General features: G+C 60.8%; 17 protein-coding genes and 2 tRNA genes. 16 read left to right on the top strand and 3 right to left on the bottom strand.

Translation table 11 applies throughout. The annotated features are described in order from the left end of the window. The first annotated feature begins 101 nt into the window (after positions 1 to 101). The 6 genes from ftsE to DXA43_RS03320 all read left to right on the top strand — a co-directional run bounded on the left by ftsE (position 102) and on the right by DXA43_RS03320 (position 6,451). Positions 102 to 1,322 (top strand): cell division ATP-binding protein FtsE, encoded by a 1,221-nt coding sequence (ftsE, locus tag DXA43_RS03345; protein WP_117759469.1) that lies wholly within the window; start codon positions 102 to 104, stop codon positions 1,320 to 1,322. Next, positions 1,309 to 2,229 carry a permease-like cell division protein FtsX gene (gene ftsX, locus DXA43_RS03340; protein WP_035137414.1) on the top strand — a complete coding sequence of 307 codons (921 nt, stop codon included), beginning with the start codon at positions 1,309 to 1,311 and terminating at the stop codon, positions 2,227 to 2,229. The genes ftsE and ftsX overlap by 14 nt, the downstream gene beginning before the upstream one ends. Positions 2,230 to 2,364: 135 nt before the next feature. Next, positions 2,365 to 4,500, top strand: coding sequence for a ribonuclease R family protein (locus DXA43_RS03335; protein WP_117806261.1), 2,136 nt, complete (start codon positions 2,365 to 2,367; stop codon positions 4,498 to 4,500). A gap of 177 nt (positions 4,501 to 4,677) precedes the next feature. Then, a complete protein-coding gene (locus tag DXA43_RS03330) occupies positions 4,678 to 5,283 on the top strand; it encodes a recombinase family protein (protein WP_117773343.1) in 606 nt (201 codons plus the stop codon). A gap of 104 nt (positions 5,284 to 5,387) precedes the next feature. After that, the gene (locus tag DXA43_RS03325) at positions 5,388 to 5,969 is read left to right on the top strand and encodes a VanZ family protein (RefSeq protein ID WP_158564932.1); all 582 of its coding nucleotides are present in this window, start codon (positions 5,388 to 5,390) and stop codon (positions 5,967 to 5,969) included. A 122-nt stretch (positions 5,970 to 6,091) separates the two neighbouring features. Further along, on the top strand, positions 6,092 to 6,451 hold the full coding sequence (locus tag DXA43_RS03320; RefSeq protein WP_089572223.1) for an arsenate reductase family protein: 360 nt from the start codon (positions 6,092 to 6,094) through the stop codon (positions 6,449 to 6,451). Positions 6,452 to 6,523: 72 nt separating this feature from the next. On the opposite strand, the gene DXA43_RS03315 is transcribed toward DXA43_RS03320, so the two are convergent. Then, the gene (locus DXA43_RS03315; RefSeq protein ID WP_089572222.1) at positions 6,524 to 6,934 is read right to left on the bottom strand and encodes a hypothetical protein; all 411 of its coding nucleotides are present in this window, start codon (positions 6,932 to 6,934) and stop codon (positions 6,524 to 6,526) included. A 276-nt stretch (positions 6,935 to 7,210) separates the two neighbouring features. Here DXA43_RS03315 and DXA43_RS03310 point away from each other — a divergent pair. From DXA43_RS03310 to DXA43_RS03285, 6 genes are all read left to right on the top strand, one after another. Beyond that, positions 7,211 to 7,284, top strand: a tRNA-Gln gene (locus DXA43_RS03310). Between the two features lie 17 nt (positions 7,285 to 7,301). Beyond that, positions 7,302 to 7,378, top strand: a tRNA-Glu gene (locus DXA43_RS03305). 97 nt (positions 7,379 to 7,475) lie between these two features. Beyond that, complete coding sequence (locus DXA43_RS03300) at positions 7,476 to 8,393, top strand: hypothetical protein (protein ID WP_117564212.1); 918 nt, start codon at positions 7,476 to 7,478, stop codon at positions 8,391 to 8,393. Beyond that, a complete protein-coding gene (gene smpB, locus DXA43_RS03295; protein WP_006235325.1) occupies positions 8,383 to 8,853 on the top strand; it encodes an SsrA-binding protein SmpB in 471 nt (156 codons plus the stop codon). The genes DXA43_RS03300 and smpB overlap by 11 nt, the downstream gene beginning before the upstream one ends. A gap of 208 nt (positions 8,854 to 9,061) precedes the next feature. Continuing rightward, positions 9,062 to 9,565: a flavin reductase family protein gene (locus DXA43_RS03290; protein WP_117806259.1), complete on the top strand. Its 504-nt coding sequence runs from the start codon at positions 9,062 to 9,064 to the stop codon at positions 9,563 to 9,565. An 89-nt stretch (positions 9,566 to 9,654) separates the two neighbouring features. Further along, the gene (locus DXA43_RS03285) at positions 9,655 to 9,798 is read left to right on the top strand and encodes a rubredoxin-like domain-containing protein (protein ID WP_055251878.1); all 144 of its coding nucleotides are present in this window, start codon (positions 9,655 to 9,657) and stop codon (positions 9,796 to 9,798) included. Positions 9,799 to 10,186: 388 nt separating this feature from the next. Here the strand turns inward: DXA43_RS03285 and DXA43_RS03280 are convergent, their stop codons facing one another. Both DXA43_RS03280 and gpmA read right to left on the bottom strand, forming a co-directional pair. Next, a complete protein-coding gene (locus DXA43_RS03280) occupies positions 10,187 to 11,443 on the bottom strand; it encodes an Nramp family divalent metal transporter (RefSeq protein ID WP_117806258.1) in 1,257 nt (418 codons plus the stop codon). 75 nt (positions 11,444 to 11,518) lie between these two features. Next, a complete protein-coding gene (gene gpmA / locus DXA43_RS03275; protein ID WP_199580041.1) occupies positions 11,519 to 12,265 on the bottom strand; it encodes a 2,3-diphosphoglycerate-dependent phosphoglycerate mutase in 747 nt (248 codons plus the stop codon). A gap of 566 nt (positions 12,266 to 12,831) precedes the next feature. Between gpmA and gltB the strand changes: the two genes are divergently transcribed. The 4 genes from gltB to DXA43_RS03255 all read left to right on the top strand — a co-directional run bounded on the left by gltB (position 12,832) and on the right by DXA43_RS03255 (position 21,339). Next, a complete protein-coding gene (gene gltB, locus DXA43_RS03270) occupies positions 12,832 to 17,517 on the top strand; it encodes a glutamate synthase large subunit (protein WP_117806256.1) in 4,686 nt (1,561 codons plus the stop codon). 5 nt (positions 17,518 to 17,522) lie between these two features. Further along, positions 17,523 to 19,004, top strand: coding sequence for a glutamate synthase subunit beta (locus DXA43_RS03265; RefSeq protein ID WP_117806255.1), 1,482 nt, complete (start codon positions 17,523 to 17,525; stop codon positions 19,002 to 19,004). Positions 19,005 to 19,357: 353 nt separating this feature from the next. Beyond that, a complete protein-coding gene (locus DXA43_RS03260; RefSeq protein ID WP_117806254.1) occupies positions 19,358 to 20,065 on the top strand; it encodes a hypothetical protein in 708 nt (235 codons plus the stop codon). A gap of 197 nt (positions 20,066 to 20,262) precedes the next feature. Then, entirely contained in the window at positions 20,263 to 21,339 is a 1,077-nt protein-coding gene (locus DXA43_RS03255) for a hypothetical protein (protein WP_117806253.1), read from the top strand. Positions 21,340 to 21,353 lie beyond the last annotated feature (14 nt).

Here is a 21,353-nt window from a genome sequence, read left to right as displayed (position 1 = left end):
TGAGACCCAAACCCCGCCATGCTTCTTATGTGCAGTAAAGCTAATGCTGCTAAAATACAAAGCGCTCATGTAGTTTAAACGCACGACGATAAGGAGCACCAGTGGGTAACCACTTCCGTACCTCCGGTGCGGGCGATGATGCCCCCAAGACGCAGACAGGCGTCCAGGGCAGTCGTTTCGCCACTCCGGATTCAGAGGGCCAGCCTGTTGCTCAGGCCCCCACTCAGCCGGCAGATCAGGCACAGCCGGCATCCGATCCCTTTGCCTACAATCCCACCAGCGATGTCGCGCTTTCCGGCACGGCGGGTTTTGAGCCCGTTCAGGCCGTGACTGCTCGCGTGGAGCAGCCTCAGGCTGGCGCCGCCACGCCGCAGCCTACCATGGCCGGCATTCCCGACCCCATGGCCCCCGCGACGCCGGTTCCTCAGCCTGCGCAGTCCGGTCTCTTTGCCGCTATTCCCGATCCCACGCAGCCTGCTGCCCCGGTGGTCGAGAGCGATCAGGCAGCCGAGGTCGCAAGCCTCGATAACGCGCTCAACAACCCCGATTTTACGTCGGTGTTTGCGCCCATCGATCCGCAGGCCAGCCGCAAGAAGATGGCCAAGCAGGCCGGTGTCGAGCCCGTCATCCTTATGGAGCATGTCACCAAGATCTATCCGGCACAGCCCAACAAGCCTGCACTCGACGACATCAACATCGAGATCTATCCGGGCGAGTTCGTCTTCCTGGTCGGTCACTCCGGCTCGGGTAAGACCACGCTGCTGTCGACGCTCAACCGCGACGTCAAGCCGACGAGCGGTCGCATCCTGGTTGCCGGTCAGGACCTCATGAAGATCAAGAACCGCAAGGTTCCGTTCCTGCGCCGCCAGATTGGCGCTGTGTTCCAGGACTTTAAGCTTCTGCCGCAAAAGACCGCCTACGAAAACGTGGCGTTTGCCCTGCAGTGCATCGGCAAGCCCAAGGGCGTCATTCGCAGCCAGGTGCCCGAGGTGCTGCGTCTGGTCGGTCTGGCCGATCAGATGGACTCGCTGCCCGACCAGCTTTCCGGTGGCGAGCAGCAGCGCGTTGCCGTCGCCCGCGCTATGGTCAACCGTCCGCCGCTGCTGATCTGCGACGAGCCCACGGGTAACCTCGACCCGGCGATCTCGCTGGGCATCATGAAGCTGCTCGAGCGTATTAACCGCACCGGCACCACCGTGATCGTCGCCACGCACGACCGCGAGATGGTCGATAGCATGCACCGTCGCGTGATCGCCCTCGAGGGCGGCCACGTTATCCGCGACCAGGAGAGGGGAGGTTACGGCAACTATGGCACCAACTAACGTGGGCTACTCCTTCAAAGAGGCAATCAGCCACTTCTTCCGTAACTGGACTACCTCGCTCGGCGCCGTCATCACGATCTTCCTTTCGCTGTTTATCATCGGCCTGTTCATCATGGGCTCCGCGATGCTGAACTCCGTGATCGGCACCGTCGAGGATCAGGTTGTCATCAACGCGTTCATTAGCGATGACGCCGATCAGGCTGATGTTCAGGCTTTTGAGGCCGAGCTTAAGACATGGAATAACGTCAAGTCCGTGACCTATAAGGACAAGGACGACGCGCTGGCCGAGTATACGAGCAAGATGTCGGGCAACGCCGACGCCACCATGAGCGCGCTCGATGGCCAGAACCCGCTGCCGGCTTCGTTTGCGATTGAGATGGACGATCCGTCTCAGGTCGAGAGCACGGCCAAGAAGCTCAAGAAGAATGCCGACTTCCAAAAGATCGCGGACGACGGCGACGTCAACGCGAGCGTACTGTATGGCCAGGAGGAAGTGAGCCGCCTGTTCCAGGTGACCAACTACATTCGCATCGCCGCCGTGGTGCTCGTTGGCCTTCTGACCTTTATCGCATTCATCTTCATCAACAACACGATTCGCCTGTCCATCACGGCGCGTCGTCGTGAGATTGCGATTATGCGTCTGGTCGGCGCCAGCAACGGCTTCATTCGTGGTCCGTTTATCACCGAGGGCGTACTGCAGGCCATTTTGGGCTCGCTGCTTTCCATCGGCGTTCTGGAGCTGCTGCGCAATCTGATGATTCCGCGTTTGCAGGAGAGCATCGGCTGGATGTCGTTTGCCCTGCCGATGCAGTACTACCTGGTGACCTATGCTGCGCTGATTCTGGTCGGCGTGATTATCGGTCTCTTTGGTTCTGCCATAGCCATGCGCCGCTACCTGCGCGTGTAGGCATGTCTGGAATTCATCCCTTCCAACGGGTCGTCTCTTATGGGGCGGCCCGTTTTTTGATCTCTAGGGGACGGCAGGAAAGCGAATCATTTGGGTAGACTCTTTGGAGTTCGTCATCGATAGCAAGGAGGCGCCATGGGGCGCAATAACAAGCATAAGCGCGGTGCTCGCAATAAGCGTGGGCCGGTGCGCAGCGAACGCCGTCCGAGCCTGACCGGGCGCGTGCAGCTCCATGAGCATGGCGCCTATGTCATAACCGAGAGCGGCGACTACAAGGTTATGGGCCGCGGTAAGCGCGAGATCATGGATGGCGATACCGTTGCCGTGAGCATTAAGAACAGCCCGCACGGTGAGCGGCGCGCCGTGATCGAAGGCGTGGTTGAGCGCGCAGCCATAAGCGTGGTGGGTACGTACCAGACCGCTGGTCCGCTCGGTGTGATCGAGCCGCTCGATTCGCGCCTGAAGGCCGACTTCTTCATTCTGCCCGAGGATACCTCGGCGGATCGTCTGGGCGTCCACCCGGGTGATGCCGTTGTCGCGCGCATTTTGACCTACCCGACGCGCCTGGAATCGGGCACCGTGACGATCGAACGCCGCATTGGCGGAGATGACGCGCCCGATTTGGGCGTTCAATACGTGATGGCGCGTTACGGCTATACCGATAGCTATCCCGAGGCCGCGCTGGACGAGGCCGAGGGGCTTTCGCTCGATGTGTCCGCGGCGCTTAAGGACCCGCTCCGCCGCGATCTGCGCGACCGCTTTGTCATCACGATCGACCCGGTCGACGCGCGCGACTTTGACGATGCCATTTCGCTGGAGCGTACGCCCGAGGGTGGCTACAAGCTGGGTGTGCATATCGCCGACGTTTCACACTATGTGGCTTGGGACGGGCATATCGATCTTGAGGCTCGCCATCGTACGACATCGGTGTATCTGGCCGATCGTGTGCTTCCCATGCTGCCCGAACGCCTGTCCTGTGACCTATGCTCGCTTCGCCCTGACGAGGACCGTCTTGCGTTTACCGTCGATATCGAGCTCGATGAGCAGGGTCGCGTGCGGCATTACGATCCGTACCCCAGCGTGATTCGCTCGCGCGTGCGTATGGACTATGACGGCGCCGAGGCGCTGCTGGTGCGTGCCGACGCGGTTGAGTATTCGGTGCTGGAAGGCGCCGCTGAGGATGTTGCGGCTGCTGAGGCCTCGCGCGAGGAGGCGCTTGAGCGCGGTCTTGCGTGCGAGGAAACTGCTCGCGGCTATAACGTCGACCTCGGCGATTTCCTTGTCGCCGCCAACGAACTCGCCGAACTTCGCCGTCGTATTCGTCGCGTCCGCGGCTCAGTCGATTTTGACACGGCCGAGATTCGCGCTCTATTGGACGAGGACGGAGTACCCGTGCAGATTGTGGCGCGTGAGCGTTCGTGTGCCACGTCGCTTATCGAGGAAGCCATGCTGCTCGCCAACGAGTGCGTTGCAGAGTGGCTGGCAGACCGTGATATCGAGGCCTGCTATCGCGTGCATGAGGATCCGAGCCCCGATAGCCTGCACGGTGCCGCCGTTGCGCTGGCGCAGCTGGGCATCATCGACGATCGCCGTGCTGCCGGTATTGCCCTGGGGAGTCCCGATGAGCTGCAGGCTGCAGTTGATGCTGCCGCCGGTACGGCAAGCGCACCGCTCGTCAACACGCTGCTTCTGCGCAGCATGCAGCGTGCGCTGTACAAGCCGCGCAACGAGGGCCACTTTGCGCTCGCCGCGTCGTGCTACTGTCACTTTACGAGTCCCATCCGTCGCTATCCCGATCTGGTGGTGCACCGCGTGCTCAAACTGCAGTTGGCCTATGAGCAGCTCGGCGGCAAGGACGCCTTGGTGCGCACGCCGCGGCTCATCGGCAAAGGTCGCGAGTCGCTGCCGCGCATTCTGCCGCAGATTTGCCGTGCGTGCAGCGATGCGGAGCGTGCGGCCGATGCCGCCAGCCATGCGACGCAAAAGATTAAGATTGCCCAGTACTATGAGGATCGCCTGGGCGAGCGCTATGCCGGAACGGTCTCATGGGTCAGCAGTATGGGCCTGTTCGTACGCTTGGACCTGACACAGGTCGAAGGCTTGGTTTCGATCAAGAGCCTGGGCAACGAGTGGTTCGAGTTTGACGAGGACGCGCTCACGCTCACAGGTGTCGACACGGGGACCCGCTATGAACTGGGGCAGCGTGTGATCATCGAGGTCTCACGCGTCAATACCACGCGCGGGCACTTGGACTTTAAGCTTATCCATTAGTCAAATTCCGACTCATGGTGTGGGGGCGGAGAGCGGCCTTTCGGGACCGCCCTTCGCATTTGAATCGTGGCTATCTTGCCGTCTGCTCGGCCGCCTGCTTGCCTGCTATTGGAGAGGTAAAACCTACCATAATAAACCTGTCCCTTTTTGGCAGGTTTACAAGAAAGCGGGGATGAGATGGCGACGGTGTATGGTTATGCGCGGGTGAGTTCGCGCGATCAGAATCTTAATCGGCAGCTGGATGCGCTGGGCGCCTATGGCGTGGGCTCGGCGAATATTTATGCCGACCATGCGAGCGGCAAGGACTTCGATCGACCGCGTTATCGCGAGCTGCTGCACGTCCTGGGAGACGGGGACGTGCTAGTGGTGCTTTCTATCGACCGACTTGGTCGTAATTACTCCGAGATTCTTGAGGAATGGCGACGCATTACCAAGGAGCTCGGGGTTGCCATTGTGGTGTTGGACATGCCATTGCTTGACACGCGCGCCAGGGCCAGCGGCACGCCGGATGTGACCAACACCCTGATTGCCGATATTGTGCTGCAACTGCTGAGCTACGTGGCGCAGGTGGAGCGCGAGAATATCCATCGGCGCCAAGCGGAGGGAATTGCGGCGGCGCGGGCGCGAGGGGTCCGTTTCGGTCGACCTCGCAAGCCGTGCCCTCCTCAGTTTGATCTGGTACGCGATAGCTATGAGGCGGGCGATATTACCCGCAGCCAGGCAGCAAAGTGCCTGGGCGTGTGCGTGGGGACGTTTGATCGCTGGATGCGCGAGGCGGGGTAGGGGTTTGCGTCGCTTTGTCGCTTCCTGTTGCGATTCAAATTTTGATACGATGGCGATGTCATTTGGGGCTACACTCGCTGATATTCAAAAAAGGAGGTAGGCCCTTGGCGCGCGTAAAACAAATAATCGGATGGACCGCGATCGTTCTGTTCGCTGCAACGCTGGCGGGCATCTGGGTGCTGACGGAGCAAAATGCGGTGGAGACGTCGTTGCTGAGCGAGTCCACCGCGCGTGTGGTGGAGGGTCAGGCTACGAGCGTACAGGCTGCCGATGTCGCGGGTGAAGCTCAGACCGAGAACGGGATGACCGGGGGCACCGATTCGGCTGCTTCGAATGTCCGGTCTGGCCGACTTGCTTCCATTCGCATGTGGGTGGGCACGAACGTCCGTCGCGTTGCCCATACCGTAGAGTTTTTCTTCGTCGGATTGTTCGCCTCGGTGGTCGTGGTTTGCTTTTCCAGGCGTCCTTGGAGCGTATGCTCCCGTTGCGTGCCCGTGTTGCTCTTTTGCGCCGTCTGCTCCGTTGGCGATCAGGTACATAAGATCTTTGTTCCCGGCAGGCATTTCGACGTTATCGATTTAGGATTCGATGCTGCGGGCTATGTCACCGCCATGCTGTTGGTATTGCTGGCAGCGGCGTTGGTGCGCTATGCGACTCGGCCGATCGGCGCCCATGCGAGGCGCTAGCCTTAAGACGAGACATCGCGACTGCCTATGCTTCGACATTGGCTACAATAACGGCTGCAATCGCGAGTGGTCGTCGATGTGCAGTTTTCCGGACACCTGTTTTCTCTAAGAAAGGAAATCCCATGGCGGTACTGTTTGTTGAATATCCCAAGTGCTCGACCTGTAAGAAGGCCAAGGCATGGCTGGACGAACACGGGGTAGAGTATATCGACCGCGATATCGTTTTGGACAATCCCACGGCTGATGAGCTTGCGACCTGGATTGCTCGTTCGGGACTGCCGGTGCGGCGCTTCTTTAATTCGTCGGGCATGAAATATCGAGAGCTGGGCCTGAAGGCGCGTCTAGATGCGGGCATGACGGATCGGGAGTGCTACGAGCTGCTGGCGACCGACGGCATGCTGGTCAAGCGTCCGCTGTTGGTGGGCGACGACTTTGCGATTCCCGGCTTTAGGGAATCGGCTTGGGTCGAGGCGTTGCTGTAGCGGCTGCGGAAAGTGCGACCCGTTTTGAGTGCTCAGGGTGGGACGTGTTTTCCATCGGCGGGCTCGCTCGGCTCAATCATCGAGCTGTGCCCATTCGTGCGGATCGTAGACCTTTACGTGCTTGTTGGGCTTGCCGCTCCAGTACTCCTCGTCCATAAAGGGCAGATATGCCTGAACGCCGGGGCAGATAAAGGGAATCCGCTGCTGTTGCAGTCGCTCGCGCTGTCGCTGCTCCAGGTGCGCCTCGGATATGACAGTCGGCATACCGGACAGCTCGACGAGGCTTGCCTGGATTCGCTTAAGGTCGGGGAGTCCCGCGTGCCATGACATCCGCATGATCAAAAAGGATGCACGGCGGTAGTTTGCCTGCATCACCGTGATGGCGGGGCGCAGAGTGGGATGGATTTTGTCCCGTTCGGGCCAAAGGTCAGCAGTGATCTCGAGGCCCAGGGTCTCCCATAGGTAATCAAGCTCTTCGTCCATGGCGCCTCGATATCTACGTGATCATTGATACTTCGATTGTGTTGCCTGGTGCTATCGTTTTCGCGGTAGAATCTGCCAACGGTTGACGGCTACCGCTCGCTGCGTTTTTCCCTTCGTGTACGGCGGTCGGCTTCACAGGTCCTTCACGGGTTGGACTAAATTAGGCCAATTTGACTGAATTTTAAAAAAGTCAAAATTGGGGCTTGCGTCACGGCGGTACTTCCCGTATATTTCTTTCTTGCGCAAAGGCACAGCCGAGCGCAGCGATGCAGTCATTGGGATGTCGTCTAATGGCAGGACAGCGGATTCTGGTTCCGTCAATGGGGGTTCGACTCCCTCCATCCCAGCCATTGCATTTGCTACATATGGCCCGTTCGTCTAGCGGTTTAGGACGCCGCCCTCTCAAGGCGGAGATCACCAGTTCGAATCTGGTACGGGCTACCAAAATTGAACGCCCGGGCCTCGTAAGAGACCCGGGTTTTGTGTATTGACCGATATTTAAGGCGCGCGTTGAGTCTGCCGCCCGGACCGAGGAGTTGTCATGGACCTGCCTATCAGCTTGGAAGACATCACGTATGCCGAGAACTATCTGGCGCAGGGCGACCTGGCTACGGCGACGCCGCTGCTTGAGCGTCTGGTGGAGCTCGCCGAGGAGTATATCGACGCTGAGTGCAAGACGGAGGAGAAGCGCCAGTACTTTAGCTTCGACAGCAAGTTTGAGCGCCTGGCCTATCGCCGCGTGGAGAAGGATCCGCGCGAGCTGGTGCAGGTCGAGGTTCCCTTTGACCGCCTGTACTCCGACATGGCGTTTGCCTACATTCGCCAGCAGGATTATGTGAGTGCTCGGAATGCCCTGATGCAGGCCGTGCGTTGGGATCCCATGAACTGCAACTATCGCTTGGACTTGGCCGAGCTGTTCCGCGCGCTCGAGGACAAGCAGGAGTGGGCATCGCTCTCGTTCTCGGTGCTGGAGCGCGCGAGCGACGGTAAGTGCGCCGCACGCGCCTACACCAATTTGGGTCAGTACTTCTTGGAGCCCGAGACCGAGAACATTTCGGCTGCCGTGGGCTGCGCGCGTCTGGCGCTGCGCCTGGCGCCCAATGATGCGCATACGACACGCCTGCTCAACAAGATCCATACCACCTATCCGGATGCCGCGGACGAGAGTGACGACCATGTGATGGGTGAGCTCGCCCTGCAGGGCGTGCCGACCTCGCCTTCGGCCGAGATCGCCATCTGCCTGATCATGTGCGCGACCGATGCTGCAAGCGACGGCGACAAGCAGGAGGCTACGCGTCTGACGGTCCGTGCCCGCGACCTGGTGGGCGAGGAGGCATGCGCGGCGATTATCAAGCTGGTGCGCGAGAGCGATGCCGAGCTTAATGCCGAGCGCAGGGCAAAGCGCGAGGCTGCGGGCTCAAACGCCGATGGCGCCAAGGAGGCCGGCGATGCCCAGTAAGCGCGAGCGCAAGCTCATTTCCAAGAATCGCTCGGCACATCACGAGTACTTTATCGATGAGACGTTTGAGTGCGGTATTGAGCTGAGCGGTACCGAGGTCAAGTCGATTCGCGAGCGCGCGTGCCAGATTACCGATACCTTTGCACTGATTCGTGGCGGGGAGTGCTGGCTCGTCGGCCTACATATCCACCCTTATAGCCATGGTGGCGTGTGGAATCGCGATCCCGACCGTCGGCGCCGTCTGCTGCTGCACCGCAAGGAGATCGACTTTCTTGACGGCAAACTTCGCAACCGTGGTTATGCGCTGGTTCCGTTGGAGCTCTACTTTAATACCGACGGTCGCGTAAAACTGCTGCTGGGCCTGGGTCGCGGCAAGAAGCTCTACGACAAGCGCGAGGACATGGCCAAGCGTGATGTCCAACGCGAGATCGACCGCGCCCTCAAGGAACGCAACCGCTAGGCGCTCTATATAAGTTGCGGTGGAATACGGACTGTTTTGCCTGTTTGAGGGGCTATTCAGTCCCTATTTCACCGCAGCTGCGGGTGTCTCATCTTGCTTATACTGTTTTGACACATATGTCTCAAAGGTGGTGTCCGTTGTGGGCGCCGCCTTTTTTGTGGGTACATACATCCATGAGGTTCCAACCCGCGTTAGGGGAGTGATTGTTATGGACAAAACTGCGTTCTTTACCATGCCGAGCGGTCTGTATGTGGTGAGCGCCGCGGCAGACGGGCTGCGCGCCGGCTGCGTCATCAACACTGCGGTGCAGGTGACGTCCATGCCGCCGCGCATCTCGATTGCCGTGAACAAGGACAACGTCACCTCGGGTGTCATCGCATCGGCCAAAGCGTTCGCGCTGACCGTGATCGATCAGACCGCCGATATGCTCTACATCGGTAACTTTGGGTTCCGCACCAGCAGCGATTACGACAAGTTTGCCAAATACGAGACCCGCGAGACGGCTCTGGGCATGCCCTATGTGCCCGAGCACGCGGCGGCCCTGTTTAGCTGCCGTTTGATCGACACTGTGGATGTGGGCACGCATCTACTGTTTATCGGCGAGGTCGAGGACGCCGAGCGCCTGAGCGACGAGACGCCGTTGACCTACGACTACTACCATAAGGTCCTGAAGGGCAAGACGCCTCCGAAGGCGTCCTCGTATCAAGGCTAGAAATGTTTTAAAAACACTTGCATTATATTATTGAGAACATATACTAATAAGCGAAGTACATCACCAGTCACGTTCGAGAGGAGAACATCATGGCTGAGGAGAAGAAGACGTATAAGTTCGTGTGCGTCGTTTGCGGTTACGAGGTTGAGGTCGATACGCCCGAGCTACCCGAGGATTATGTGTGCCCGGTGTGCGGCGTCGGTCCCGATCAGTTTGAGCTCGTCGAGGAGTAGCTCACAGACACACGGCAAACAGCCGAACATAGCTCTGTCCAAGGGCTCCGGTCGGTCATCCCGGCCGGGGCCCTTTTCCTCCGTCCCCAAGGGATCACGGCTGCTGTTAGCCGATCCTGTCTGTTGTGAGTCGGCCGACCGTTTGTCTCAATCTGTAACATGCGGCGGCTCAAAACGGGTCTACTTGTTACAGATCAAGACAAACCAAAACCGTCCGGCAGAAGATCTCAATCTGTAACATCTAGCAGTGAAAACGGGGTCTACGTGTTACAGATTGAGACAAACGGAGCTGTCCCTCGGAATGATCTCAATCTGTAACATCTAGATATCAAAAGCGGGTCTAGATGTTACAGATTGAGACGTTTGCCTGGGTAGGTACCCCGTCCCATTACATCCCTGTCAACAACACGACATCGAGAATCGTCACGACGGCACCGATCCCTACGAGCAACGCGTTAAGTGGGTGCGAGTTGGCGTATTTGCCCATGACGCGGGACGAACTGGTGAGTCGTATGAGCACAAAGACCGTAATCGGCAGCTGAAGCGACAGCAGTGCCTGACTCCAGATGAGACCCTCAAAAGGATTCGGGACGATCAGGCACGCCGCCACTGCGCCGACGAAACAGACCGCCACTCCAATCGATGAGTGCCGGTCGTGGATGTCGTATTCCTCGTCGAACATGCCCGCGGTGATGGTGCCCGCCGCCATGCCCGCTGTCACGCTACTCGAGAGACCCGCGAACAGCAGCGCTACCGCAAAGATGGTCGAGCTCGCCGGGCCTAAGATGGGGGAGAGCGTGGCCGCTGCGACGGCGAGGTCGTCTACGACAATGCCGTGCGCAAAGAAGGTCGTTGCGGCCAGGATGACCATGGCCGAGTTGATTGCCCAGCCCACGCCCATCGAAAAGAGCGTGTCGAAGAGCTCGTAGCGTAGACGCTCTTCGATAACTTTCTCGCCTTGGCCTTCGAAGTGCATGGATTGGATGACCTCGGAGTGCAGGAAGAGGTTGTGGGGCATAACGACCGCACCCAGGACACTCACGATAATCGCGGCCGAGCCGCTGGGCATACTGGGTGTGATCCAGCTTGCGGCGGCCTGCGGCCAGTCGACCTTGACCAGTGCAAGCTCGGCCAAAAACGAGAGTCCTACCACGCCTACGAAGGCGATAATCCATCGCTCGGCGCGCTTGTAGGAGCTCGTCATGAGCATCGCCATCGATACTGCCGCCACGATGACGCAGCCCGCGCGCACGGGCAGCCCAAAGAGCATCTGGAGCGCGATCGCACCGCCCAGGACTTCGGCCATGGCGGTGGCGATGGTCGCGAGATAGGCACTGGCGAGTACCGTGCGTCCCACGATGCGGGGGAGAAAGCGGGTCGTGGCCTCGGCAAGACAGGCGCCCGTGGCGATACCCAGGTGTGCCGCGTTGTGCTGCAGCACAATGAGCATAATCGTGGACAGCGTGACGATCCACAGCAGCGCGTAGCCAAACTGCGAGCCCGCGGCCATATTGGAGGCCCAGTTGCCCGGATCGATAAAGCCGACGGTCACGAGCAGCCCAGGGCCGATATGCCGCGCAATGTCTAGGCCTCCGTGACCACCAGTGCGTCGGGGGCCAAAATGATGTTTGAGATGGTTGATCATGGTGCGCTCCTGCGTATGGGCGGCGTGACGTCGCATCTGGGTCGTGCGGCGCCACGCGTCGGATTTGGGTTGGAGCTACTTGTGCGCTTTGCCCTGATTGGCCACGGCGTCGATCTTGGCGGCGATGGTCGCCGGGTCGCCGATGTAGCGCTTGTCGAGGACATTGAAATCGGTATCGAAGGTGTAGACGAGCGGCACGCCGGTGGGGATGTTGACCTTGAGGATCTCCTCGGGCGTGAGGTGCTCGAGCTTCATGACGAGTGAGCGCAGGGAGTTGCCGTGTGCGGCGATGAGTACGCGCTTGCCGGCGAGCATCTGGGGGCGAATCTCATCCTCAAAATAAGGCCAGGCGCGGGCGATCGTGTCCTTGAGGCACTCGGTATAGGGCAGCTGATCGGGCGCGACATCACGGTATTGCTCCTGGGTGTGGGGATCGCGCGCGTCGTCCGGCTCGAGTGCCGGCGGGCAGACATCGAAGGAGCGGCGCCAGATGAGCACCTGCTCGTCGCCGTGCTCCGCTGCGGCATCGGCCTTGTTGAGACCCTGCAACGCTCCGTAGTGGCGCTCGTTGAGCTTCCAGGATTTGATGACGGGCAGCCACTCGCGATCCATTTGGCCGAGCACGATGTTGAGGGTGTGGATCGCGCGCTTGAGACGCGAAGTGTAGCAGACGTCAAAGTCGAAACCGGCTTCTTTGAGGGCGCGGCCGCCTGCCGCCGCCTCTTCGCGGCCCGTGTCAGTGAGCTCGACATCGGTCCAGCCGGTGAACAGGTTGAGCTTGTTCCACTCGGACTCTCCGTGACGGATAAGGACGAGTTGCATCGTCTGCTGGTCTGCTTGGTGCGCCATAGGGGCCTCCTTGATCTGGCACGGTGTGCGTGCCGTTTGCTTGACGCCGCAAAGGATACCCGTTTTAAGCTTAAAAGTTAACCAAGACTAACAAAATTGTTGTATTTGAATGGGATGGTGAAAGGGGGCTGCCGAAATGTCTCGATCTGTAACAACTAGGGATGGAAATTGGGCCTAGGTGTTACAGATCGAGACAGGAAGAAATGGTCCTATGGAAAATCTCGATCTGTAACAGTTAGCTGCAAAAACCGGCCCTTCATGTTACAGATTGAGACATTCGGAGCCGTCTCTCGAAAACATCTCAATCTGTAACAGTTAGTCGTCGAAATTGGGTCTTACTGTTACAGATTGAGATGTTTGAAGAGGTGAGTTTGCAGGCCGAACTTGGGGCCTATGTTTTCGCCCTTGAGGTCGGCGGTGCCCACTCGTAAGGTGTGCGTTACGCGATTGTTTCGAAACGGGTGGGAAACACAACGGGCCGACGATGCTCCTACTATGCCTATTCAACTGACTGTCTAAATATCTAGGGGAGGATCGCGATGCAGGCAGATTCCGCTCAGCAGCAGGGCCTTTATCGCCCCGAATTCGACCACGATGCATGTGGCATCGGCGCGCTTGCCGATATCAACGGTGAGCGCCATCACCAGATTCTGGACGACGCACTGTCCATTCTGGTCAACTTGGAGCACCGCGGCGGCACGGGACTCGAGAAGAATACCGGCGATGGCGCTGGCATCCTGTTCCAGGTTCCGCATCACTTTTTCCGTAAAGAGGCTCAAAAGTGCGGTCAGATTCTGCCGGCAGAGGGCGACTATGGCGTGGCCATGCTGTTCTTCCCGCAGGACGACAAGGGCGTAGAGGATGCCCGCCGCGTGTTTGAGGAGGGCTGTGCCGAGGCCGGCGTGCCGCTGCTCTTTTGGCGCGAGGTGCCCGTCGACCCGCACGACCTGGGCGAGACGGCCCGCGCCTGCATGCCCACTATCCTGCAGGCCTTCCTGGGCCGTCCGGACGACACGCCCGCCGGCGATGCCTTTGAGCGTCGCCTGTACGTGTGCCGCCGCACCATCGAAAAGAAGGCCGATGCCGAGTTTGCCCTGCGAGACAAGATCTTCTACGTGTGCTCCATGAGCTCGCGCACCATCGTGTACAAGGGCATGCTGGTCGCCACGCAGATGCGCCGCTTCTTCATCGACCTCAACGACGCCGCCGTCAAAACGGCCGTGGCGCTCGTCCACTCGCGCTACTCCACCAACACCACGCCCAGCTGGGAGCGTGCGCACCCCAACCGCTTTATCATCCATAACGGCGAGATCAACACCCTCAAGGGCAACGTCAACTGGATTCGCGCCCGCGAACCCAACCTGTACAGCCCCGTGCTGCAGCACGATCTTGAGCGCGTGATGCCCATCATCAACCGCGAGGGTTCCGACTCCGCGATTCTGGACAACGTGCTCGAATTCTTGGTCATGAACGGTCGCCCGCTCACGCGTGCCGCGTCCATGTTGCTGCCCGAGCCGTGGGACCACAACGATAGCCTGAGTGAGGAGCGCCGCGCCTACGACGCTTACCAGTCCATGCTCATGGAGCCCTGGGACGGCCCGGCGGCCATCGCCTTTACCGACGGTCGCACGCTGGGCGCCGCCCTCGACCGCAACGGCTTGCGCCCCGCCCGCTACTACGTGACGCGCGATGGCCGCTTTATGCTGGCAAGCGAGGTGGGCACCATCGAGGTGAGCCCCGAGAACATCCTGACGAGCGGCTGCCTGGGACCGGGCCAGATGCTCGAGGTCGATTTTGCCCGCGGCCGCGTGATCTACAACGACGAGCTGCGCGCCCGCTATGCCAAGGAGAAGCCCTACCGCGACTGGATTGCCGAGGAGACACTGACCGTCGACGCGCTCGATGAGCCCGCCGCGCCCGCGCCCGCCGAGGATGCCGAGGTGCCCGCCGCCGTGCGCATGGCCAAGCTCGGCTATCACTGGGATGATGTTGACGAGGTCGTGCGCCCCATGGCCCAGCAGGGCAAGGCCCCGCTCGCCTCGATGGGTATCGATGCGCCGTTGGTCTGCCTGTCCAAGAAGACGCGTTCGTTCTTTGACTACTTCTATCAGCTGTTCGCTCAGGTCACGAATCCTCCGATCGATGCCCTGCGCGAGCACATGGTGACTTCGACCACGCTCTACCTGGGCAACCACGGCAACCTGCTCGAGGATTCCCGCACGGCCTGTCAGCTGGTGCGCTTGGAGCGCCCATTGCTCAATGAGGAAGAGTTCGAGCATATCTGTGCCATCGACCGTGTTGGCTTTAAGACCCGTCGTTTCCGTGCCGTCTACCGCCGCGATGCCGGCGAGGGCGCGCTGCAGGCTGCGCTCAAACAGCTTGCCGAGGACGTTGAGGCTGCGGTCCGCGACGGCGTGAACATTGTGGTGTTGAGCGATCGTGCCGCTGCGGGCGAGGTGCCCGTGCCGTCGCTGCTCGCCGTGGGCTGTGTGCACAACCACCTGATTCGCGCTGGCGTGCGTACCTTTGCCGACATCGTGGTGGAGTGCGGCGACGCCGTGTCCCCGCACGACTTTGCGGCACTGGTGGGCTACTCCGCGAGCGGCATCTATCCGTACAACGCACATGCGTGCATCCGCGATCTGGCGGCACGCGGCGACCTGGACGTGACGGTCGAGCAGGGCATCGCCAACTACAACAAGGCTGCGACCGCCGGCATCGTTTCCATCATGTCTAAGATGGGCATCTCCACGGTGCAGAGCTACCATTCGGCGCAGATCTTCGAGGCCGTGGGCTTTACGCCGGAGTTCGTCAACGCGTACTTCGCCGGCACGGTGAGCCGTGTGGGCGGTATGGGTGTCGAGGACGTTGAGTGCGAGCAAAACGAGCGCTACGACGCCGCGCTCGCTATCCTTAAGAGCCCGGCTCCCGATCAGCTGCCCACACTGGGTCTGACCAAGTGGCGCCCGCTCGGCGGCGAGGATCACCTCATCGATCCGCAGACTGTCTACTTGCTGCAGACCGCCTGCCGTGAGGACAGCTACGACACCTTTAAGGAGTACAGCGCCCGCCTGCACCGCACCGGCCGCGCCGTGCGCCTGCGCGACCTGCTGGACTTTGATGCCAGCGGTCGCACTCCGGTGGCACTCGACGAGGTCGAACCCGCACTCAACATCGTCCGCCGCTTTAACACCGGCGCCATGTCGTATGGCTCCATCAGCAAAGAGGCGCACGAGTGCATGGCCATCGCCATGAACCGCCTGCACGGCCGTTCCAACTCCGGCGAGGGCGGTGAGGATCCGCGTCGCGAGACCCCGCTGGCTAACGGTGATTCCAAGAACTCCGCGATCAAGCAGGTGGCAAGTGCGCGCTTTGGCGTGACGAGCCGCTACCTGTGCAGCGCCTTCGAGATTCAGATCAAGATGGCCCAGGGCGCCAAGCCCGGCGAGGGTGGCCACCTGCCCGGCAAGAAGGTCTACCCCTGGATTGCCGAGGTCCGTCAGTCTACGCCCGGCATCGGCCTGATCTCGCCTCCGCCGCATCACGACATCTACTCCATCGAAGACCTGGCCGAGCTCATCTTTGACCTTAAGAACGCCAACCCTGGCGCACGCGTGTCGGTCAAGCTGGTCAGCGAGGCCGGCGTCGGCACCATCGCCACCGGTGTGGCCAAGGGCGCTGCCGACAAGATCTTGATCAGCGGCCACAATGGCGGCTCGGGTGCCGCTGCTCGCGATTCGATCTGGCACGCCGGTCTGCCGCTGGAGCTTGGCCTTGCCGAGGCCCAGCAGACGCTGCTGCAAAACGGCCTGCGCTCGCGCGTGGTGCTCGAGGCCGACGGCAAGCTCATGGACGGCACCGATGTTGCCGTCGCCTGCCTGCTGGGCGCCGAGGAGTTTGGCTTTGCGACCATGCCGCTCATCTCGATGGGCTGCCTCATGCAGCGCGACTGCCAGCAGGATACCTGCCCCGCCGGCATCGCCACGCAAAACTGCCGCCTGCGTCGCGGCTTCCGCGGCAAGCCCGAACACGTCGAGCACTTTATGCTCTTTGTTGCCGAGCAACTGCGCGAGGTCATGGCGAGCCTGGGCTTCCGCACCGTCGACGAGATGGTCGGCCATCCCGAGTGCTTGCGCCAGATTGAGGTCCCGGGCAACCGTAAGGCCAACCTGCTCGATCTGTCGCCCGTGCTGGCGAGCGCGACCTGCGAGTTCGGTGCCCATATCCCGGGTGCCGACGGTCGTCACTTCCTGCCGCAGATGGCCGCGGACAGCGAGCTCGACAAGACGCTCGACTCCACGCTGTTCGTGCCCTATACGGCCGATGCCCGTGCGCACCTGCGTCCGATTCGCTTCCGCGCCGATATCGCCAACGTCAACCGTTGCGTGGGCACCATCCTGGGCAACGCGGTGACCAAGGCACATCCCGAGGGCTTGCCCGCCGGCTCCATCACCGTCGATTGCGATGGTTCGGCCGGTCAGAGCTTTGGCGCGTTCCTGCCGCGTGGCATTACGCTCAACGTGTGCGGCGACGCCAACGACTACTTTGGCAAGGGCCTTTCGGGCGGCGAGGTGTCGGTGCGCCCCAACCCGCATGCGACCTACAAGTTCGACGAGAACATCATCGTGGGCAACGTTGCGTTCTTTGGCGCCACGAGCGGTCGCGGCTTCATTAACGGCCTGGCAGGCCAGCGCTTTGGCGTACGCAACTCCGGTGCCACGGTGGTGGTCGAGGGTTGCGGCAACCATGGCTGCGAGTACATGACGGGTGGTCTGGCGCTCGTCCTGGGCGAGGTCGGGCAGAACTTCGCCGCTGGCATGACGGGTGGCGTGGCCTACGTCTTTGACCAGTACGGCACGCTCAGTGCCCGCGTGAACCACGAGAGCGTTGAGCTCAAGGCCCCGACGGCCGGCGAGCTGGCACAGATTCGTGCGCTCATCCAGGAGCACGTGGACGCGACGCAGAGCCCGCGCGGCATTAAGCTGCTCTACAGCTTTGAGACGATGAGCAAGCACTTTGTGAAGGTCATTCCGACCGAGTACGAGCGCGTGCTGGCGATTGTCGCTGGGGCCGAGGCCGTGGGCAAGACACATGCGCAGGCAGAGGAGCTGGCGTTTGACATTGTGACCGGTCGCGCGAGCGCCGCGGATGTTGCTCGCTTCGATGCTGCGGGTGCTGTGCCCGCCGCCGCCAGCTCTGTTGCTTCGACCAAGAAGGAGGCGTAAGTGCCATGGGTAAGCCCGGTGCTTTTCTTGATATCGATCGCGTGGCCCACGAGCTTCGCCCCGTGGAGGAGCGCAGCCGCGATTTCGATCCGCTGTACGTGGAGCTCGACGACGACGCACGTCGTGCCCAGGCGAGCCGTTGCATGATGTGCGGTGTGGCGTTTTGTCAGATGGGCGCGAGCTTTGGCAAGGCACGCCCGAGCGGCTGCCCGCTGCACAACCTGATTCCCGAGTGGAATGAGCTGGTGTACCGCGGCCGCTGGGACGAGGCTGCCGAGCGTCTGTCGCTCACCTCGCCCATGCCTGAGTTTACGAGTCGCGTGTGCCCGGCACTGTGCGAGGCCGCGTGCAACCTGGGCTCGGTCGACGGCCAGCCCACGACGATTCACGACAACGAGCGTGCGATCAGCGACCATGAGTGGGCCAACGGCGGTCCGCGTCGCTTTGAGCCGGCAGGGGAGGGCGCACCCACGGTTGCCGTGGTTGGTTCCGGCCCGGCTGGTCTGGTGGCTGCATGGGAGCTTGCGCGTCGCGGCGCCCGCGTGACGGTGTTTGAGCGCGACGACCGCCCGGGCGGTCTGCTCATGTACGGCATTCCCAACATGAAGCTCGAGAAGTCTGTGGTCGAGCGTCGCGTGGCACTTATGCGCGAGTTGGGCATTGTGTTTGAGCTGGGTGCCGACGTGACGGACCCTGCGGTGGCGGCCAAGCTCAATGGCTTTGACGCCGTTGTGGTGGCTGCCGGTGCTCGTGCGCCCCGCGGTCTTTCGGCTACGAACGTGGATGCCCCAGGCGTGGTGTATGCCGTGGACTATCTGACGGCTTCGACTGTGTCGGTACTCGACGGCGGTGAGCCCGCTATTGAGGCGCGCGGCCTGGACGTCGTGGTCATTGGCGGCGGCGATACCGGCAACGACTGCGTGGGTACCGCGGTGCGTCAGGGTGCGCGCAGCGTCCGCCAGTTTGAGTTCCTGCCGGCCGCGCCCGATAAGCGTGCGGCGAGCAACCCCTGGCCGCAGTGGCCCAACGTTAAGAAGACCGACTACGGTCAGCAGGAGGCTATCGCTGCCATGGGCGGCGAGATGCGTGCTTGGGGCGTGGATACGCTCGAGGTGCTGCTGGACAAGAAGGGCGCGGCCGCGGGTCTGCGCGTGGTCGATCTGGACTGGTCGGCCGGCAAGCCCGAACGCATTGCGGGCTCCGAGCACGAGGTGCCGGCCCAGCTGGTGCTCATCGCCTGCGGCTTTACGGGTCCGGAGCGCAGCGTGTTCGATGCCGTCGGCGTGCCTGTTGCTACGGCGGGCCGCCCGCTGCCCGTGATGGCTTCCGAGGGCTCGCACCTTGCAGCCCGCGTGGATGGCGTTGCTGCGGATGCCGCGCCGGTGTATGTGGCCGGCGACGCCCGCAACGGCAGCTCGCTCGTGGTGAGCGCCATGGCAGACTCCCTGGCCTGCGCGGCCGAGGTTGCCGAGGCGCTGGAGCTGTAAAGTAGTCATTTAAGAACGTCCTCAATGACTAGTCATTTTTTGTCTAGTCGTTGGGGACACTCTTTGCGAGTGATTTGCTCGTTTGTCGACGTACGGGTGTTCATTTGTCGACTTCTTGGGCTGTGGTCACCTGTTGTTTCTGTGGTGGCTGCAGGCATCTGGCTCAAAAGGGCGGGCTGGCCGTCTATGTTTGCCTGCGGTTTTGTTGCGGTGCGCATTTTCGGTCAAGCTTTTCGTCAAGTGTTTGGTCAGCATCTGGTTTGCAGCCGGAGGCCTATTTTGCCCGCGCTGGTCGTGGCTGCCCACCCTCCTCGTAAGCTCAAATTGAGGTCCATCAGTTTGAGGAGGATGCCATGACTGACCACGCTTTTGACCGAGCAGAGCTGGCTGAAGCCGTCGGCAACGATATTGCCGACATGGCTCACTTTTGGATGCTGCGGAAGTTTCAATTCCTGGAGCCGGCACGCGAACAGTTCGAGGTCATTGTCGACCCGTGGCTCAGCTATTGCGAGGGGCCTTCTCAAAACGAAATCATGGCCTACAACATGGCGTTTACCGATTGGCTGCTCTTCGAGCGCCCCTATCGCCATGGCAAAACGCTGCTTGAGCTATATGTTGACGAGCCGCCGGCATCGCTTTCGCCTGCCTCGCTCAAGCGGCTCGAGCAGGTACGCGACACGCAGTATTTCTCGCGCTTTGGCATTTTGGACAAGAATCCTGCGTCCGGCATGGTCGTGCTGAAGGACACGCGCACCGATCATCGCTTTGATGTCTACGACCCGCATATCGTGCAGAAGGAGCATTGGAACGACGGCGCGATTGCGGTGCGCCTTGCCTGCGTCGACGATGCCTGGCTTACGGCGGGGCAGCTCTACTTGTATGACATCGCGCGCCTGAACGACACGGCGGTCGATGGGCCGGGTGCGGTGCATCCCGAGGACCTGCAGGACGGCTTTGACACCTCGTGCATCAGCTTTTTCTTGCGTCTGGTCCGCGACATCATGGGTGCCCAGGGGCGGTACGTAAAGTCGCTCAATATCTACGAGCAGGAGTGGGAGTAGGGGATGGGTAGTTGTCGCCTGCCCTGCCTTTTGCCTTTTTGTCTCGATCTGTAACGTTTGGGGACAAAAAACCGGTCTACCTGTTACAGAACGAGACGAATGCTTGGGCGCCGCTGGTTTGTCTAAATCTGTAACGTTTAGGGGCCTGGAGAACGTCTTACTGGTACAGATCAAGACGTTTGTCGGTGGAGGCAACGGTGACGATGGTCCATTTGTCCGATGTGGTGGTGATGGAAGTGTCTAATACCGTTTTCAAGCACAAGCATACGACTCGCAACACGTTGGCGCGGAATAGGATGCTCGCGCGACTCACGGAGGCGACCGAGCAAGGTGCGCTGCTCACAACGCATGACAATGCCGAGCTCATGTGGCTGCGGCGTCATGTTGGAACCGACGATATCGCGGAACCCGAGCCGTATTTGTTCTGCTTTCAACATGATTGGGGTGTGCTGACGCCGGCGGAGCGAACGCTGCGTACCATCAAAGGGCTTGCAGAGTTTCATCCCGATTGGGCGTTTTGGGGCTATGACGCGGCGCTTTTGTGGGGCCTGGAGGTGCCGAATGATCTGCTTGGGTCGCGTTTTCTTGTTAAGACGGGTTGTTCGGTGACGTTGAGCGGCGGGTGCAGGTTGTTGCGTCCGCAGATGGCGGGCGCACTCGAGCATGTTGATGGCGTGCGGGTGACGTCGTTTTGGCGCACGGTGGAGGATTGCCTACTGCGTGCGCCGTTCTCCTATGGGTTGGCGATTGCCGATTCTGCACTGCGGGCGAAAGGCGTATCACGTGGGGATTTGTGCGAGCGCCTCCGCGCCGATTGCGAGGGCAGGCGAGGGTATCGCAGGGCACAGGTGATTGCGTCGTATGCGGACGGGCTGTCTGAAAACGGCGGCGAGTCTCGGTTCCGAGCATTCTTTATTGCGTACGGCTTTCCGGTTCCGGAGCTGCAGGTGGAGTTTCGCGACCCGCTCGATCCGAGCCAGGTGTTTCGCGTCGACTATTTTTGGCGGCTCGAGGACGGGACGTGTGTCATCGGCGAGCTCGACGGAAAGGGGAAGTACACCTTGCAGAGCGGCGAGGGTCGGGAGTCGGTTGACCCATTCGTGGTAGAGCGTCAGCGGGAATCTCATCTGACAATGCTCGGGCATAAGGTGCTTCGGTTTACGTTTAACGAACTCAAAGACCCGGGGAAGCTAGTCGAGAAAATGAGGCTGGCGGGTATTCCTCGGCAGGTTGAATTGGCTGAGGAGTGGAGATGCCAGTGGTATGGGCGCTGAGAGGTTTTGTCTCG

Source organism: Collinsella sp. OF02-10, from assembly GCF_003463445.1.
Classification (GTDB): domain Bacteria; phylum Actinomycetota; class Coriobacteriia; order Coriobacteriales; family Coriobacteriaceae; genus Collinsella.
The sequence above is the reverse complement of the archived record's forward strand: the minus strand, read 5'-3'. Positions and strand labels throughout refer to the sequence as shown.

Excerpts from the sequence above, each read along its gene's own strand:
- DXA43_RS03335 (WP_117806261.1), top strand. The coding sequence starts at position 2,365 with ATGGGGCGCAATAACAAGCATAAGCGCGGTGCTCGCAATAAGCGTGGG.
- DXA43_RS03300 (WP_117564212.1), top strand. The coding sequence starts at position 7,476 with ATGGACCTGCCTATCAGCTTGGAAGACATCACGTATGCCGAGAACTAT.
- DXA43_RS03260 (WP_117806254.1), top strand. The coding sequence starts at position 19,358 with ATGACTGACCACGCTTTTGACCGAGCAGAGCTGGCTGAAGCCGTCGGC.
- DXA43_RS03315 (WP_089572222.1), bottom strand. The coding sequence starts at position 6,934 with ATGGACGAAGAGCTTGATTACCTATGGGAGACCCTGGGCCTCGAGATC.
- ftsX (WP_035137414.1), top strand. The coding sequence starts at position 1,309 with ATGGCACCAACTAACGTGGGCTACTCCTTCAAAGAGGCAATCAGCCAC.
- DXA43_RS03320 (WP_089572223.1), top strand. The coding sequence starts at position 6,092 with ATGGCGGTACTGTTTGTTGAATATCCCAAGTGCTCGACCTGTAAGAAG.
- gltB (WP_117806256.1), top strand. The coding sequence starts at position 12,832 with ATGCAGGCAGATTCCGCTCAGCAGCAGGGCCTTTATCGCCCCGAATTC.
- DXA43_RS03285 (WP_055251878.1), top strand. The coding sequence starts at position 9,655 with ATGGCTGAGGAGAAGAAGACGTATAAGTTCGTGTGCGTCGTTTGCGGT.
- DXA43_RS03290 (WP_117806259.1), top strand. The coding sequence starts at position 9,062 with ATGGACAAAACTGCGTTCTTTACCATGCCGAGCGGTCTGTATGTGGTG.
- gpmA (WP_199580041.1), bottom strand. The coding sequence starts at position 12,265 with ATGCAACTCGTCCTTATCCGTCACGGAGAGTCCGAGTGGAACAAGCTC.
- smpB (WP_006235325.1), top strand. The coding sequence starts at position 8,383 with ATGCCCAGTAAGCGCGAGCGCAAGCTCATTTCCAAGAATCGCTCGGCA.
- DXA43_RS03280 (WP_117806258.1), bottom strand. The coding sequence starts at position 11,443 with ATGATCAACCATCTCAAACATCATTTTGGCCCCCGACGCACTGGTGGT.
- DXA43_RS03265 (WP_117806255.1), top strand. The coding sequence starts at position 17,523 with ATGGGTAAGCCCGGTGCTTTTCTTGATATCGATCGCGTGGCCCACGAG.
- DXA43_RS03330 (WP_117773343.1), top strand. The coding sequence starts at position 4,678 with ATGGCGACGGTGTATGGTTATGCGCGGGTGAGTTCGCGCGATCAGAAT.